This window comes from Algoriphagus sp. 10J20-15, from assembly GCF_055809615.1.
The window spans coordinates 1-13,973 of record NZ_JBVVUG010000024.1; the positions used below are offsets into that span (position 1 = coordinate 1).

The 13,973-nt window shown below is 38.9% G+C and carries 18 protein-coding genes and 2 pseudogenes; 13 read left to right on the forward strand and 7 right to left on the reverse strand.

The window, feature by feature from the left end; translation table 11 throughout:
* The 4 genes from AC0L6R_RS09180 to AC0L6R_RS09195 form a co-directional block, all read right to left on the reverse strand.
* On the reverse strand, nucleotides 1–524 hold a 524-nt coding region (locus AC0L6R_RS09180), incomplete at its 3' end, for a hypothetical protein (RefSeq protein ID WP_473270919.1).
* Complete coding sequence (locus AC0L6R_RS09185; protein WP_473270920.1) at nucleotides 511–1,143, reverse strand: DUF819 family protein; 633 nt, start codon at nucleotides 1,141–1,143, stop codon at nucleotides 511–513. The genes AC0L6R_RS09185 and AC0L6R_RS09180, both read right to left, overlap by 14 nt.
* A 57-nt stretch (nucleotides 1,144–1,200) precedes the next feature.
* Nucleotides 1,201–1,839, reverse strand: coding sequence for an NUDIX hydrolase (locus tag AC0L6R_RS09190; protein WP_473270921.1), 639 nt, complete (start codon nucleotides 1,837–1,839; stop codon nucleotides 1,201–1,203).
* A 2-nt stretch (nucleotides 1,840–1,841) separates the two neighbouring features.
* Nucleotides 1,842–2,525 (reverse strand): hypothetical protein, encoded by a 684-nt coding sequence (locus AC0L6R_RS09195; RefSeq protein ID WP_473270922.1) that lies wholly within the window; start codon nucleotides 2,523–2,525, stop codon nucleotides 1,842–1,844.
* A 317-nt stretch (nucleotides 2,526–2,842) separates the two neighbouring features.
* Between AC0L6R_RS09195 and AC0L6R_RS09200 the strand changes: the two genes are divergently transcribed.
* The 10 genes and pseudogenes from AC0L6R_RS09200 (at nucleotide 2,843) to AC0L6R_RS09245 (ending at nucleotide 8,449) form a co-directional block, all read left to right on the forward strand.
* Entirely contained in the window at nucleotides 2,843–3,439 is a 597-nt protein-coding gene (locus AC0L6R_RS09200) for an isocitrate dehydrogenase kinase/phosphatase AceK regulatory subunit (protein WP_473270923.1), read from the forward strand.
* Nucleotides 3,436–4,572: a bifunctional isocitrate dehydrogenase kinase/phosphatase gene (gene aceK / locus AC0L6R_RS09205; RefSeq protein ID WP_473270924.1), complete on the forward strand. Its 1,137-nt coding sequence runs from the start codon at nucleotides 3,436–3,438 to the stop codon at nucleotides 4,570–4,572. Before AC0L6R_RS09200 ends, aceK begins: the two co-directional genes overlap by 4 nt.
* 77 nt (nucleotides 4,573–4,649) lie before the next feature.
* Nucleotides 4,650–5,444, forward strand: coding sequence for an alpha/beta hydrolase (locus tag AC0L6R_RS09210; RefSeq protein ID WP_473270925.1), 795 nt, complete (start codon nucleotides 4,650–4,652; stop codon nucleotides 5,442–5,444).
* 68 nt (nucleotides 5,445–5,512) lie between these two features.
* Nucleotides 5,513–5,779 carry a hypothetical protein gene (locus tag AC0L6R_RS09215; RefSeq protein WP_473270926.1) on the forward strand — a complete coding sequence of 89 codons (267 nt, stop codon included), beginning with the start codon at nucleotides 5,513–5,515 and terminating at the stop codon, nucleotides 5,777–5,779.
* Nucleotides 5,780–5,797: 18 nt separating this feature from the next.
* On the forward strand, nucleotides 5,798–6,295 hold the full coding sequence (locus AC0L6R_RS09220; RefSeq protein WP_473270927.1) for a hypothetical protein: 498 nt from the start codon (nucleotides 5,798–5,800) through the stop codon (nucleotides 6,293–6,295).
* Nucleotides 6,296–6,330: 35 nt separating this feature from the next.
* Nucleotides 6,331–6,432, forward strand: a pseudogene (locus AC0L6R_RS09225) (hypothetical protein); the annotation flags it as partial.
* Nucleotides 6,433–6,511: 79 nt separating this feature from the next.
* Nucleotides 6,512–6,994 carry a M17 family metallopeptidase gene (locus AC0L6R_RS09230; protein WP_473270928.1) on the forward strand — a complete coding sequence of 161 codons (483 nt, stop codon included), beginning with the start codon at nucleotides 6,512–6,514 and terminating at the stop codon, nucleotides 6,992–6,994.
* Nucleotides 6,995–7,001: 7 nt separating this feature from the next.
* A complete protein-coding gene (locus AC0L6R_RS09235; RefSeq protein ID WP_473270929.1) occupies nucleotides 7,002–7,223 on the forward strand; it encodes a hypothetical protein in 222 nt (73 codons plus the stop codon).
* Nucleotides 7,224–7,317: 94 nt separating this feature from the next.
* Entirely contained in the window at nucleotides 7,318–7,464 is a 147-nt protein-coding gene (locus tag AC0L6R_RS09240) for a hypothetical protein (RefSeq protein ID WP_473270930.1), read from the forward strand.
* A 439-nt stretch (nucleotides 7,465–7,903) separates the two neighbouring features.
* Nucleotides 7,904–8,449 (forward strand): ATP-binding protein, encoded by a 546-nt coding sequence (locus tag AC0L6R_RS09245; RefSeq protein ID WP_473270931.1) that lies wholly within the window; start codon nucleotides 7,904–7,906, stop codon nucleotides 8,447–8,449.
* Nucleotide 8,450: 1 nt separating this feature from the next.
* Here AC0L6R_RS09245 and AC0L6R_RS09250 read toward each other — a convergent pair whose 3' ends face one another.
* From AC0L6R_RS09250 to AC0L6R_RS09260, 3 genes are all read right to left on the reverse strand, one after another.
* Entirely contained in the window at nucleotides 8,451–9,218 is a 768-nt protein-coding gene (locus AC0L6R_RS09250) for a TIGR02757 family protein (RefSeq protein WP_473270932.1), read from the reverse strand.
* Entirely contained in the window at nucleotides 9,218–9,772 is a 555-nt protein-coding gene (locus AC0L6R_RS09255) for a hypothetical protein (RefSeq protein ID WP_283414343.1), read from the reverse strand. Before AC0L6R_RS09255 ends, AC0L6R_RS09250 begins: the two co-directional genes overlap by 1 nt.
* A gap of 309 nt (nucleotides 9,773–10,081) precedes the next feature.
* Nucleotides 10,082–11,230 carry a DPBB and LysM peptidoglycan-binding domain-containing protein gene (locus AC0L6R_RS09260; protein ID WP_473270933.1) on the reverse strand — a complete coding sequence of 383 codons (1,149 nt, stop codon included), beginning with the start codon at nucleotides 11,228–11,230 and terminating at the stop codon, nucleotides 10,082–10,084.
* A 251-nt stretch (nucleotides 11,231–11,481) separates the two neighbouring features.
* On the opposite strand from AC0L6R_RS09260, the pseudogene AC0L6R_RS09265 reads away from it, so the two are divergent.
* The 3 genes and pseudogenes from AC0L6R_RS09265 (at nucleotide 11,482) to AC0L6R_RS09275 (ending at nucleotide 13,959) form a co-directional block, all read left to right on the forward strand.
* Nucleotides 11,482–12,838, forward strand: a pseudogene (locus AC0L6R_RS09265) (NfeD family protein).
* A 22-nt stretch (nucleotides 12,839–12,860) separates the two neighbouring features.
* Nucleotides 12,861–13,235 (forward strand): globin domain-containing protein, encoded by a 375-nt coding sequence (locus AC0L6R_RS09270; RefSeq protein ID WP_473270934.1) that lies wholly within the window; start codon nucleotides 12,861–12,863, stop codon nucleotides 13,233–13,235.
* On the forward strand, nucleotides 13,228–13,959 hold the full coding sequence (locus tag AC0L6R_RS09275) for a lysophospholipid acyltransferase family protein (RefSeq protein WP_473270935.1): 732 nt from the start codon (nucleotides 13,228–13,230) through the stop codon (nucleotides 13,957–13,959). Before AC0L6R_RS09270 ends, AC0L6R_RS09275 begins: the two co-directional genes overlap by 8 nt.
* Nucleotides 13,960–13,973: the final 14 nt, after the last annotated feature.

The window sequence follows — 13,973 nt, forward strand, 5'->3', positions numbered from 1 at the left end:
TTTTTTTTTTTTTTTTTTTTTTTTTTTTTTTTTTTTTTTTTTTTTTTTTTTTTTTTTTTTTTTTTTTTTTTTTTTTTTTTTTTTTTTTTTTTTTTTTTTTTTTTTTTTTTTTTTTTTTTTTTTTTTTTTTTTTTTTTTTTTTTTTTTTTTTTTTTTTTTTTTTTTTTTTTTTTTTTTTTTTTTTTTTTTTTTTTTTTTTTTTTTTTTTTTTTTTTTTTTTTTTTTTTTTTTTTTTTTTTTTTTTTTTTTTTTTTTTTTTTTTTTTTTTTTTTTTTTTTTTTTTTTTTTTTTTTTTTTTTTTTTTTTTTTTTTTTTTTTTTTTTTTTTTTTTTTTTTTTTTTTTTTTTTTTTTTTTTTTTTTTTTTTTTTTTTTTTTTTTTTTTTTTTTTTTTTTTTTTTTTTTTTTTTTTTTTTTTTTTTTTTTTTTTTTTTTTTTTTTTTTTTTTTTTTTTTTTTTTTTTTTTTTTTTTTTTTTTTTTTTTTTTTTTTTTTTTTTTTTTTTTTTTTTCTTCATTTTTCTTCATCATCATCATCATCATCATTCTTCTTTTTTTTTTTTTTTTTTTTTTTTTTCAGCAATACTGCCATCCAAAGATTTGCCACCAATACGTCTACTGCGATCATCTGACTAAACAAGGCTGGACTTGGGCCAAAAACTCCAACATGGCTGTTTGATTTGCCCCTCCTCCTACTCCAGGAGCCAGCAATAGTAGAGAGACCTCTCCACACCTCCTCAGGTCCGCTTCCTCCCAATAATTCTGGGAATAGAAAACCTACAGTCATCAATGCGAGCGGACCACCCAGCATAATCCCGAGAGTTCCAGCCAAAAACATCGTTAATGCCTTTGGCCCTAATTTCAAAATTCCTTTGATATCTATGCTAATCGTGAATAAAACCAAAGAGGCAGGGAGTAAGTATCTACTGGCAACTTTATAAAGTCCGGAGCTCTCTCCAGATATTAAGCCAAAAGAGTTGGCAAGGGCAGGAATAAAATAGCAAAGCAAAACTGTAGGAACTATCCGATAGAATTTCTTCCAAAATGGCTTATCACTAGCTGAGGTGGCAAAAATCGCAGCAAGAATCGCCATCAGCAATCCAAAAACTACAGCATCATTTGTAAGCAAAGGGGTATTTTCTTCCATTTATTCAGAGGTAATAGTTTGCAACAATACCAACATTTGAGTGAAAAGACCAGAATTCTACTTTTTTCCGTTTTCCAGAATCTGCAGAAATTCACTTAATATCATCGCTGTCGCCCCCCAGACCATTTCACGGTCTACTTCAAAATAAGGTGTGTCCAACTGGAAATTGTTACTAAACTCTAAGATTTTTTGTTTGCGTATTTCAGGCTCATAAAATGCACTAACGGCTGTTTGTATGATCCGATCTACTTCCTTTTTTTCAGGTACAAAATCAGGCAGCTCTTCAGTATATCCTAATATTGGACTTACTAAGAAATTACTAGTTGGTATAAACAAATCACTCATTCTGCCTATCAGCTTGACTTGCTCAGGCTGAATATTGACTTCTTCCCAAGCTTCGCGTAACGCAGTTTCCACTTCATTTTCATCTTCCTCTTCCTTTTTTCCTCCTGGAAAAGCTATTTGCCCACTATGAACCCCTTGGTAAACAGGTCTTTTGATTAGGGGAAAAAATGCTTTGTCCTCATTTGGGTAAAGCAATATCAAAACAGACCCTTTACGGTGATTATCAGGTAGTTTTGGATCAAACCTACTCAAATCGACTGGATTTGGGGACATGGTAAGTTGCGCTTTTTTGCCGGGCAGGGGATGTTTCATTCCATTTACCAACAAATCCAAAACGCTCTTAAAATCCATTTTTAACCTAAATCTATCTGCTTAATTTTCGCATTTATGTAAGAATGCGATTCATATGTCGGAGAAACCTTGGCCAGTTGAAACTGTCGCAATTCATGATTACCAACATTGATGATCCATGCCATTGGCCTGAATCCTGCTTCTTCTTGAAAATATCCTAACACTAAAAATTCCTCTGAATTTAGCCACATACCATCCTCAAACATCCCGGATGGCCCCATAAATAGTAAGCGTTCTTTCATCCCATCTTCTCTATACCATACAACTTCTGAATCAGGATTTAGAAAAGGCTCATCGACGGCATCTTGAGCTTCTATTTTGTAACTATAAATATCCATGGTACCATTGCCAGAAGGATGAGGTATTTGATATGGATAAAGTGGATCATCTTTCAAAATTGGATTTCTCTCGGGCATTTCCATAGGGTCAATGGAATCAGTCATCATCAATTCGAACTGAGATGCGTTAAACTCCCCAACATCACTGCTCCAGTGAGTGTACCAATTTTTATTTTGAGCTAATGCCACATCAATAAGCGCCCTGTGGCGACTTATTTCCTCCTCAGCAGCAGAACCGTTTTCAAGCCCCTCATTGGTTTGTTTTTCATTGCTTTCACAAGCCATCAGTGATAAAAACACAATGCTTAATAAGACAAAATCAGTAAGTGTAAATTTCGGACTCCTCATGGAAGATTTAATTCAGAAGGTTAAGCTAAGTCAGGACGACTAAAAATCAAAAAAGGTTGAAACATTGTTCCAACCTTTTCCTGCTCTCAAACCTATTAAACCTATTGTAGATATTCGTTTTATGAATACCTGCGAAAATTAGAAAATGTTTTCATATACTCCAAACAATCGATTGCGAAAGAATTTCAAAATTATATTTTCCCAAACAATTTCTTTTATAAACCCTTAAAAATCAATGAAATTATATCTTAGCTGATCAATAAAATATTTTCTGTTTTTTTTGTGCTTTTGCCAAAAGTCTGAACCAGACATCCCCTATGCTCAACACACCAATTCAACAAGTCGCTAAGAAAATCCAGATTGGCTTCATGACATACATGGAGCTTTTCAACACTTACACTCGTTTGGCCCCAAAATATTTCAGTGAAAAAGCTTGGCATGCGACTCATCTGAACAATAAACAGCGTCTTCGGCTATATAAAGATTTACTTTTTCCGCTTGCTGCAGAATGCACAGAGATGCTTGCTGAAAATGCGACCGATTCTACTATTTGGATGGAAGTAAAAGCTGAATACCAATTATTGATTGCTGATAGGCCGGATATTGAGCTTGCAGAGACATTCTTCAATTCCGTAATCAGAAAAAGCTTTCCAAAATTGACTATAGACGATAAGTTGATGTTTGTGATGGAGGGATTTGATTCCTGTGTAGTTCGAGAATCAGAAAAACTTCTTAGGATCTATCCCTCATTTTTTGGCTTGGAAAAAAACATACGCCAAATCTTGGATGATTATGATTTCGGAGCCCCATTCATGGACAAGGAGCAAGACATCAAATTCCTGATTGCTGGTGTCCGAAAAGTCATCCTGGAACAAGGTACCGCGTGGGGCCAGATACTCAAACCCAAATTTTGAAGTCGGTATTTTACCGAAACAAAGCAGCCTATTTGATAGGAAGGACATTTTTGGGACATAAGTGGATGCCATTTATTATCCCTGTGGTTCACGGCAAAAATGGAGTTTTCGTGGATACACTCATTTTTGATCCTAATCTGATGAGTAGCATGTTTAGCTTTACTCGCTCTTATTTTATGGTAGAAGCTGAAGTTCCATCTCAAATCGTAAGCTTCTTAAGCTCAGTGATTCCGCATAAAAAAGTTCATGAGCTCTATAATGCAATCGGTTTTAATAAGCATGGAAAAACACTTTTCTACCGAGATTTTCTTCATCATATGGGGCAAAGTGAAGATAAATTTGAAGTAGCTGCAGGTATCAAAGGAATGGTGATGACAGTGTTCACACTTCCCTCATTGAATATAGTATTCAAGATGATCAAGGACCATTTTGAACCACCAAAAACCATGACACGGCAAGAAGTGAGAGAGAAATACAAGCTAGTTTCTTTACATGACAGAGTGGGGAGAATGGCTGACACCCATGAATTTGAACACTTCAAAATCCCTATAGAGCGAATCAGCCAAGACCTGATGATTGAGCTTCGAAAAACAGTTAACTCTCTTTTGAAAATTACAGACACACACTTAGTAATCAAACATTTATATACAGAGAGAAGAATGGAGCCTTTAAATCTCTTCTTGGAACATTGCAGTACCGAAGAAGGGATCAGAGCGGTAGAAGATTATGGTAGATCTATCCTGGAATTGGCACAGGCGAATATTTTTCCCGGAGATATGATGACCAAAAACTTTGGCCTTACCCGTCAAAAGCGTGTGATCTTTTACGATTACGATGAGATCGAATTTTTGACAGATATGAACTTTCGCGTCAAACCAAAAGCAGAAACTTACGACCAAATTTATGCTCCGGAACCTTGGTATTCCATTGCCAAAAACGACGTTTTCCCAGAAGACTTCAAAAGATGGATGATAGGAAGAAAGGATCTCAAAGAACACTTTCTGACATATCATAAAGACCTTTTTGACCCGTTATATTGGCAGGAAGTCCAGCAAAGAATCAATGCAGGAGAATTAATCCATGCCTTCCCCTACCCTGATGAAATTCGCTTTCGCCCGGATGAAATGATTTAAGATCTGAAGTTTATTTCATTGGTATGCCTGCAACAGTTATTTTTGCAGGCTGGGTTATGCCCATAATCACCCACTGAATGAATTCTGACTCCCCACAATTAGATTCCAACCAACCCGTCAAAAAGCGAAAAACCATATTTCTGAACACTTCAGATGATGATGACAGACCAGTCTACATCTCGGGAAACTTCAATAATTGGACTACACAGGATCGTCGTTTTTTGATGAAGAAAATCTCCCATGGAAAGTATGAATTTACTTTTCCTGAAGGTGAGGAATTTGAATCTGAGCTTATCTACAAATTCACCAAAGGCGACTGGTCTGAGGTAGAAATTGATCGCTACGGAAATCGTACGCCAAATCGGCACTGGAAAAATGATAAAGTAACCAAGACCGAAAAAGTAGCCAAATGGCGTAAAAATTGGCTCCCCTATCGCCCTAGCCAACTTCCAATAATACGTTTAATCTCAGAGGAATTCGAAATCCCTCAGCTTAACAAAACCCGTAAAGTTTGGGCACTTTTGCCACATGATTACAATAGCAGCGAGGAAAAATACCCGGTGCTTTACCTTCATGATGCCCAAAACCTTTTCAATGAAAATGCTGAATTTGGAAACTGGCAGATAGATAAAAAGCTGGCTGTAATGTCCGATTATAAAATTGGAAAGATCATCGTCATCGCAGTAGAGCATGGAGAATCTGAGCGATTGCAGGAATACAACGTAGGCAAAACTGTGCTAGGAATCGGTAGTGGCAAGAAATACATCCGTTTCATTACTGATACCTTAAAGCCATTTGTAGATAAAACGTATAGAACTAAAACTGAGCGGGAATTCACAGGAATTGGAGGAAGCTCCATGGAGGCTTGGTGAGTATTTTCTCTGGCCTGATATACCCAGAAGTCTTTGGTAAATTAATGGTGTTTTCACCCTCGCTTTGGGTGATCCCCAAAATCAAACTTGGCTTTCTGGATATTTTTGAACCTCAGGAAACCAGACTTTACCTCTATGCCGGTGGGGATGAAAGCGAGACGATGGTAAAACACGTGCTCAAATTCCGAAAACGCTTACTCAAACGCGAAAGCTTAAAAGGCAAAATGAAAGTCCATCTTAGCATCAATGAAGATGGAAAACACAACGAGACTTATTGGAGTGATGAGTTCCCCAAAGCCATAGAATGGCTATTTTTCAGTGATAAAGAAGATTAAAAGCGAAAGCGCCACCTTATGAAATTCAATATACATTCAAATTCCAGCACTAATTCAGGACTTCTGGTCATCCCGATAGTCGGTTTAAACTGGTGGGAATTACTCAAAGAAAAACTGGGAGGCTATGCTGTCAGCAACTCACTTTTCTCAGGCAAAAAAGACTCTTCTTATCAGTTAGAAATCAATGGGAAATTAGTTCTATTGATAGGATTGGGAGAAAAAACAGATGTTTCGAGCATAGAAAAGTCATTTCGAAGAATTCTAAGCAAGAATAAGGATTTGGTAGAAAAATCCGTTTCTATTGATTTTTCATCTGATTTTTCATCCGAATTAATTGAAAGTGCCTTGGTTGGTTTTCAGCTTGGTACCTATAACATTGGCTTTTTTAAGCTGAAAAAAGACGACCAAAAAGACTTTGCTGACCTAGAAGTCTCAGTTATTTCACAAGAGTCGGTAGAAAAACTCTTGATCGAGCAGCAAAGATTGCCGCAGCAAAAATCGAAGGATTCAAACTAGTTGACCTTCCTCCAAATGTAATCACACCGGAATATTTGGCAGAATGGGCAGAAAAGTCCGTGCTGAAAATGGTTTTACTTGTAAAAATCTTTGATGAAGAAAAAGCCAAATCTGAAGGGTTGGATGCATTTTTGGCTGTTGCACGTGGCAGCGCAAAAACTCCCAAATTTATCATCATGGAGTATAGAAACCCCAGCAGCCAAATCCCGTTAGGATTTGGTATTTCGAAAAGGAGTCACATTCGACACCGGCGGACTGAACATCAAAACTCAAGGGATGGTTTATATGAAATCCGACATGGGTGGAGCAGCTGCAGTTTTGGCTGCCACTCAGCTTATTTCCTCACTAAAACTTCCAATAAACCTAACAGCAATCGTTCCCGCTGTAGAAAATTCGGTGGACAAGGATGCCTATTTACCTTCGGAAGTTATTGGTTCGCATGCTGGACTGAGTATAGAAGTGATCGACACGGACGCTGAGGGACGATTGATTTTGGCTGATGGCTTGTCTTATTTAGTGAAGAATTATCAAGTAGATCAGCTTATTGATTTGGCTACATTGACAGGAAGTCGTGTGGGTACTTTTGGATATGAGTGTGGAGCTCTTTTTTCCAATTCAGACACAATCTCTGATTTACTTCGTGAAGCTGGAATGCAATCAGGGAGATGTAGGGCCTCTACCTATGTGGGAAAGCTATAGAACTGAAATGGACTCAGAGATAGCGGATATCAAGAATTACCATGGCAAACCTATCGCAGGTGCTATCACAGCAGCCAAATTTTTGGAAGCATTTATTCACGAGCATCCGAACTGGGCGCATTTAGATATTGCCGGTGTGGCATTTGGAGATAGTGAATTTGCAAAAACCAAGTCAGGGACTGCTTTTGGAGTTCAATTATTACTTAAATTCATCGAAAATCAATTGTAATTATGGAAAACCAAGGGCCCAAGCTTTTCTATGCATTTCTAATTTTTTCAAGGGAAATGCTTTTTTAACTCAGCTGAAAAAACAGGGAAACCGAGTGTTTCTTATTACTTCAGAAAAGCTGAAAGACAAGCCTTGGGCATTTGAATACATAGATGAAATTTTCTACATGCCTGGTCAGGATTTGGATTGGGACTTAGAACTGCTGATGAAAGGTGTGGAAAAATATGATGAAAACTCATAAATCAAGAGCATAGTTGCATTGGATGATTACGATGTAGAGAAGGCAACTTTTCTACGTGAAAGCCTGAGAATCCCAGGAATGGGTCAGAGTTCAGGGTCGCTTTTTCCGGGACAAACTTGCGATGAGGATCAAAGCACATGATTCTGATATAAAGTCCCTGCCTTTGCACCCCTTTTCAATGATGATGATATCAACCAGTTTGCGGATCATACTCCTGCTCCTTGGGTACTAAAGCCAAAAATCTGAAGCCTCTGCAAATGGAATAATTAAAGTTCACGACAAGGAATCTCTTTGGGAAAACATTGATCGATTAGGAGACAATAGACTATACTACTTAGTGGAGCAATTTTAAGAACCAGGCGACGTCTATCATGCGGATGGATTGATGCTGGATGGTAAAAACTTGTTTTGCTCAGTTTCCAAGTATCTGTCCACTCCAATGGAAATCTCCCAAGGTGGTGGGATCTTTCGATCTGCTAATTTGACTTTTGGATCGACTGACGAAAAGGCTATCAAAAAAGCAAATGCTGCCGTTATGAAGGCATTTGGAATGAAATCTGGAGCGACTCATACAGAATTCATCAAGTCTCATGAAGATGGGGAAATTTACTTTTTGGAAACTTCATCCCGTGTCGGCGGAGCACATTTGGCTGAAATGGTGGAAGCGGCAACAGGGATTAATCTCTGGGCAGAATGGGCAAAAATTGAAGATGCATTGGCTAAAGGATATAAATACCAGCTTCCAAAAGTGTCTAAAAACTACGCTGGGATTTTGCTTACCCTATCCAAATTTCAGCATCCAGATTTGAGCAGTTTTGACGATCCGGAGGTGTACTTTAGAGTCCCACTGGAATACCATGCAGGTCTGATCGTAAAGTCAAAAAATCAGGATCGGGTGATGCAGCTTTTGGATGATTATGCCGAGCGAATTGCACGAGAGTTTTCTACTGTTGCGGATGCGCCTGAGATAAAGAAGTTTCATTAGGTTAAAATTTCTCTTCCACCCCTAGCCCAAAAAGCGCAAAGTCATATTTTACAGGGTCAGCAGCGTCAAACTCCCGAAGTTTCGCTGTTAACTCCAAAGCTGTCAACCAATCGGTTTGCTTTCGGGTAATCAACCCAAGCTTTCGTCCTACCCGATCTACATGCAGGTTGCATGGACAGATCAATTGAGCTGGTGAGATTCTTTTCCAAAGTCCAAAATCCACTCCCTTATCATCATCACGCACCATCCAGCGTAGATACATATTAATTCGCTTGCAGGCTGCTTTGCGGCTTGGAGTCGCGATATGCTTTCGCGTGCGTTGTGGAGAATCTGGTAGAGAAAAGAAAAACTCCTGAAACTTGGTCAACATAGATTGCATAGCATCCACTCCGCCAGTTTGTCCAAGGAGAAAAGCTTCTTCCAAGGAAGTATATTTTTTATAAAACCATCTCAAAAAATGGATGAAATAAAGCGTATCCACGTCATTGAAGGTTCTGTGCTTGAAATTCAGAAAGGGTTTCAAATCATCTTCCTGATGATTCAGTAAAAAGTCATGAGGTGAATTGTCCATCATTTCAAACAATTCTATGCACTTGTTAATAATGGTTTTTCGCTGTCCCCAGGCCGAAATCGCAGCGAAGAATCCTGAGATTTCTATGTCTTGTTTCTTCGAAAAACGATGAGGAATAGAAATTGGGTCCAGCGTAATAAATCCCGGCCTATTGTATTGCTCAACTTTCTCGTCTAAAAAACCCTTTAAATCCTGCATCAAAGAGCAACTTTCACTTCACCACCCTGTGTCCCATCAAACCATTTGAAGGAAAGCTCATTCTCAACTTTCTCAGACACATGCCAATCAAAGCATTTGATATTCGTAAGCGAACGCAAGGAATCCTCATCAGGATCGTACAGGCAGATGTCGAAATCTGGCAAATCTTTAGACTCGGTACTATTCCATTTCTCTAGAATAAATCCTTCTTCCAGTACCCTGACCTTTTTCCCAAAAACATAATCTGAAAGAACAGACGGAACCCCATCTTTCCTTCTAAACTTAAACCCAGAAGGTCCAAAAACGATTTGCTTGATCAATTTAGCTTCCAACAATTCTCCAGAATACGGCAAATCTTCCCACTCCGATTCTTTCAAAACCACCTTCTTCCCCTCAGGCCGTAGTCTGTTCAGAAATCTTGAGAGTAAGGAAAAAACGTAAGTAACACCGATAAATAACAAGCCAAAACTCGCCAAAATTGGATAGGAAATAATAAAAATAAGATTCCAGATAAATCTGAAAATGTGATGGAATACGAGTTGGACTTTATTCATAGCTCAAGCACAAAATTAACAGTGGCTTTGCGGAAACCAAAATTCACTCTTAAAACCTCTGCCAGAAAAGATAGGTTCAAAACGAAAAAAGACCGCCAGTTCTAACGGTCTTTCTTTATTATTTGTGATGTAGTTAATCAGTGTTCATAAAATCAAAATCAAGAGATTTGTGATGCTAAATCATAATTTTATTTGACATCTTTTATTTATTACTACTTATAAAACTTACTCAATCGCTATTCTCAAATCTCTCAATCTTCGTTCTCAGGGAATTCAACATCGGCCATCCAACATCAAACACCCGACTCCTCAATACATCACCTCAACAGGGAATCTTCCATTTACAGCTTTCAATTGGTCAAAAGCAGCTTGGGAAAGTTTAATTACTAGTTTACCGTTGTCGCCTGTTTCCGGAAGCGTTCCCACTACCCTAGCAAAAATGGTTACGTCATTCTCTTCATTTTTCACCCGCATGATCGTGCCAACTGGCGCAGTTCTATGTAGAACCAAGTATTTTTTATGCCCTCCAGTTCCTTCAATTAGCTCAGCCTGACCGGTTTCCTTGATGTTTTTAAATCCCCCGGAAGTAGACGCATCTGCTGGCTCTACCATCATTTCCTCTGCACTGGAAACAACTCTTGGTGTACCAATTACCGGAACAGTGGATTCCTGCATTGCACCACGACCTACTTTGAGAACTTGACCTTGTTGTAAATTATTCGAAGTCAAGGCGTTCCAAGTGATTAGATCCTCTACTCTAGCAGAATATTGACTTGCAATTGAAAAAAGTGTCTCTCCACTTTGAACAGTATGTGATCTCCATTCTCCCGGAACCATTGGCTTGCTGGTTTCCACTGCTGCCTCAGGTTTTGGAGCCGGTTCTGATTTTACCTTTACTTTAGGAGTTTCCTCCTCCTTTTTAACTGGCTTTTCTTTTGGCTTTGGCTCTGCTTTAACGACTTCAGTTGAAGTGGCAACCGCCACTACGGGTGCTGGCTCCTTCTCCACTGCGACTGGTACAGCAGGTTCTATGATTAACGACTGGCCGACACTAAGGTCATTACCTTTCAGCCCATTATCTTTCATTACGCTTTCTACTGATACGCCATATTTTTTAGAAATAGAGAAAAGCGTCTCACCTGGCACTACATTATGCAAAACAGAACCTGCGGGAATTTCGGCCATCGATACAAAAGGAACTTTGATCGTTTGACCGATTTTCAACCCTTGCTTCAACACTGGATTAGCGTTTACTATATCACTCACAGGGGAGTTATACCTGCGTGAAATCCCGAACAAAGTCTCTTTCGGATCTACTTCATGCAAAATATATGACTGATCTCCTATACGCTGAACTCCAACCGAATCAAAGGCGGTAAGTTCGGAAGCCTTTGATAATGAAGCAGAAAGTGAGAATAGAAGAAGAAAGGACCAGAAAAACTGTGATCTATTATTCATAGGGATATACTGAATTGGGGGTAAACGAATTAGAAATACAAGATTAATTTCCAAAGTCAGTTGGCGCAAGAATTATGCTAGAAAAGAAATGTGGCGGGCCTGACCTTGTATTCGTCACAAAGATCGGAGAATAGCTTTATAATCAGAATTTACAACCATAAAATACAGCAACAAATCCCGGCCATAAAAAGAAAAGAATCAGTTTTTACACGTATTTCGTATCTTTTATCATTCGAACAAGAATTCCAATAATGAAAATCTATTTCAGCGCTCTATTCCTATTTCTTATTCTAGCATCCCAACTCGTTCTGGCACAAACCGATAGTGGCGCTAATAAGAAAGTTTTTACTTTCAAGATCGACACTGATATCGATCCTGCGATGACTCGAAGAGTAAAATTGGCTTTGGAAAAGGCTGAAGAAGTGAATGCTGATCTGATTGTAATTGACATGGACACTTACGGAGGAGCTGTGAATGACGCGGATGAGATCAGAACGTTGATTCTAAATTCTACCACTCCAGTTTACGTTTTTATCAATAAAGACGCTGCTTCTGCGGGTGCCTTGATTTCCATCGCCACAGATAGCATCTACATGGCTCCTGGCGCAAGTATAGGAGCTGCCACTGTGGTGAACGGAGCAGATGGAGCAGCGGCGCCCGACAAATACCAATCCTACATGCGCTCAATGATGAGAAGCACTGCGGAAGCGAAAGGTCGTGATCCAAAAATCGCTGAAGCAATGGTCGATGAGAAGATTGAAATCGAAGGAGTCTCAGAAGAAGGATCAGTGATAACTTTCTCCGTTTCTGAAGCTGAGAAATATGGTTTTTGTGAAGGCCAATACGATTCTATTGAAGATATACTGGCTGCCCAAAATCTCGGTGATGCTGAAATTATAGCCTATGAAATAGGCCTTTCTTGAGCAGATAATAGCTTTTTTTCTGAATCCTGCTGTTAGCGGATTTCTAATCCTAATAATAATTGGTGGGCTCTACTTTGAATTGCAGACTCCTGGAGTTGGATTCCCAATCTTGGCTTCTGTGGTGGCAGTATTTCTCTATTTTATCCCTTATTATCTCAATGGACTTGCTGAAAACTGGGAAATCTTAGTCTTTTTTATCGGAGTAATTTTATTGGCAGTAGAACTATTTGTGATTCCTGGGTTTGGGATTTTTGGCGTACTTGGGATTATCGGGATTTTGACTGGACTTGTTCTAGGCATGATTCCAAACCAGAACTTCAATTTTGATTTTGTTCCAGCTGCGGACCTTTTTGGAGCCCTACTTACCGTAATTTTAGCGGCCATAGTTTCCGTGGGGCTGGTATTTTGGCTTACTCCCAAAGTCAATGAATGGGGAGCATTCAAAACCATCACGCTAGCATCAACTCAGCAAAGAAGCGAGGGCTATACCTCTTCTTCTTATGCTGAAACTTTAAATGGCAAGACTGGCACAGTGCACTCCAGACTGCGACCAAGCGGGAGAATAGAAATAGACGGTGATGTTTATGACGCCTATTCCCGAGGTGAATTTATTGACCAAGGAGAAAAAATAATCGTGATTTCCACTGAAGGCACTTCGCTGAAGGTGAAAAAATGGGAGGCTTGAGAGAAATTGGTAAGTTTGCGCCATGAATACTTCTCAGACGATATATGACCTGATCGGTGAAGAGCAAATCCGCTTGCTCACGCACTATTTTTATCAGGAAGTTGCCAAAAACGAGGATTTGAAGAGACTTTATCCTGAGGATTTACTACCCGCAGAGGATCGCTTATTTCTGTTTTTACTTCAAGTCTTTGGGGGACCTGAAACCTATTCTGAGCAGAGAGGCCATCCCCGGTTGAGAATGCGTCATACCAAATGGAAAATCGATGCGACCATGAGAGACCATTGGATGACTGCAATGCTAAGTGCCTTGGATAAGCTCAACTTGGAGCAGAATATCAAAGAAGCCATGTTGAATTATTTTGTAAATGCAGCAAACCACATGATCAATCATGCGTGATCTTTTCGCAAGGCTGTATTCTATATACGCTGGGATAATCTTTGCGCTAAGTTTTCTACTGATCTTTCCTTTCATTCTGGTTTGCATCTGGGTTCCAGGCTGGAAAAAATATGGTCGAAAAATCAATCGCTACTGGGCAAGGGCTTATTTCATTTTCATTTTCCTTCCAGTCAAGATTGAGAAAAGTGAGAAAATCCAAAAGGACAAAGCCTACATATTTCTTGCAAATCATTTCAGCTACTTGGATATAGCTATGATGGGCTTTATACCTGGAGATGTTCTTTTCGTAGGAAAAGCTTCCATTCGTAAAGCGCCTCTATTTGGATATTATTTCAAAAACCTCCATATCGCAGTGGATAGAGAAAGACTAAAAAGCCGTGCGGAAACGATGAAACGTACAGATCAGGCCCTTCAATCAGGCAGCTCTGTGATCATTTTTCCCGAAGGTGGAATTTACACCAAGAATCCTCCAGAGATGATTACATTTAAAAATGGAGCTTTCCGGATGGCCATGGAGAAACAAATCCCGATCATCCCTGTCACTTTATCCTATAATCATCTAATTTTACCCGATGATGGGAAATTGCTGCTGTACTGGAGATCTGCAAAAATGGTCCTTCACGAGCCGTTATCCCCTGATAATTTTGAATCTGAAAAAGCGTTGAAAGACAAGTGCTTTCATGTGATTCAAAGTCAACTCAACCTAGACAACTCAAAATCATGAAATCGAGCATGACA

What these genes read in the sequence shown, in the direction of transcription:
- AC0L6R_RS09245 (WP_473270931.1), top strand. Translation starts at nt 7,904, where the DNA reads ATGGAAATCTCCCAAGGTGGTGGGATCTTTCGATCTGCTAATTTGACT.
- AC0L6R_RS09190 (WP_473270921.1), bottom strand. Translation starts at nt 1,839, where the DNA reads ATGGATTTTAAGAGCGTTTTGGATTTGTTGGTAAATGGAATGAAACAT.
- AC0L6R_RS09185 (WP_473270920.1), bottom strand. Translation starts at nt 1,143, where the DNA reads ATGGAAGAAAATACCCCTTTGCTTACAAATGATGCTGTAGTTTTTGGA.
- AC0L6R_RS09255 (WP_283414343.1), bottom strand. Translation starts at nt 9,772, where the DNA reads ATGAATAAAGTCCAACTCGTATTCCATCACATTTTCAGATTTATCTGG.
- AC0L6R_RS09220 (WP_473270927.1), top strand. Translation starts at nt 5,798, where the DNA reads ATGAAATTCAATATACATTCAAATTCCAGCACTAATTCAGGACTTCTG.
- AC0L6R_RS09260 (WP_473270933.1), bottom strand. Translation starts at nt 11,230, where the DNA reads ATGAATAATAGATCACAGTTTTTCTGGTCCTTTCTTCTTCTATTCTCA.
- AC0L6R_RS09200 (WP_473270923.1), top strand. Translation starts at nt 2,843, where the DNA reads ATGCTCAACACACCAATTCAACAAGTCGCTAAGAAAATCCAGATTGGC.
- AC0L6R_RS09195 (WP_473270922.1), bottom strand. Translation starts at nt 2,525, where the DNA reads ATGAGGAGTCCGAAATTTACACTTACTGATTTTGTCTTATTAAGCATT.
- AC0L6R_RS09270 (WP_473270934.1), top strand. Translation starts at nt 12,861, where the DNA reads ATGAATACTTCTCAGACGATATATGACCTGATCGGTGAAGAGCAAATC.
- AC0L6R_RS09235 (WP_473270929.1), top strand. Translation starts at nt 7,002, where the DNA reads ATGGACTCAGAGATAGCGGATATCAAGAATTACCATGGCAAACCTATC.
- AC0L6R_RS09210 (WP_473270925.1), top strand. Translation starts at nt 4,650, where the DNA reads ATGAATTCTGACTCCCCACAATTAGATTCCAACCAACCCGTCAAAAAG.
- AC0L6R_RS09250 (WP_473270932.1), bottom strand. Translation starts at nt 9,218, where the DNA reads ATGCAGGATTTAAAGGGTTTTTTAGACGAGAAAGTTGAGCAATACAAT.
- AC0L6R_RS09275 (WP_473270935.1), top strand. Translation starts at nt 13,228, where the DNA reads ATGCGTGATCTTTTCGCAAGGCTGTATTCTATATACGCTGGGATAATC.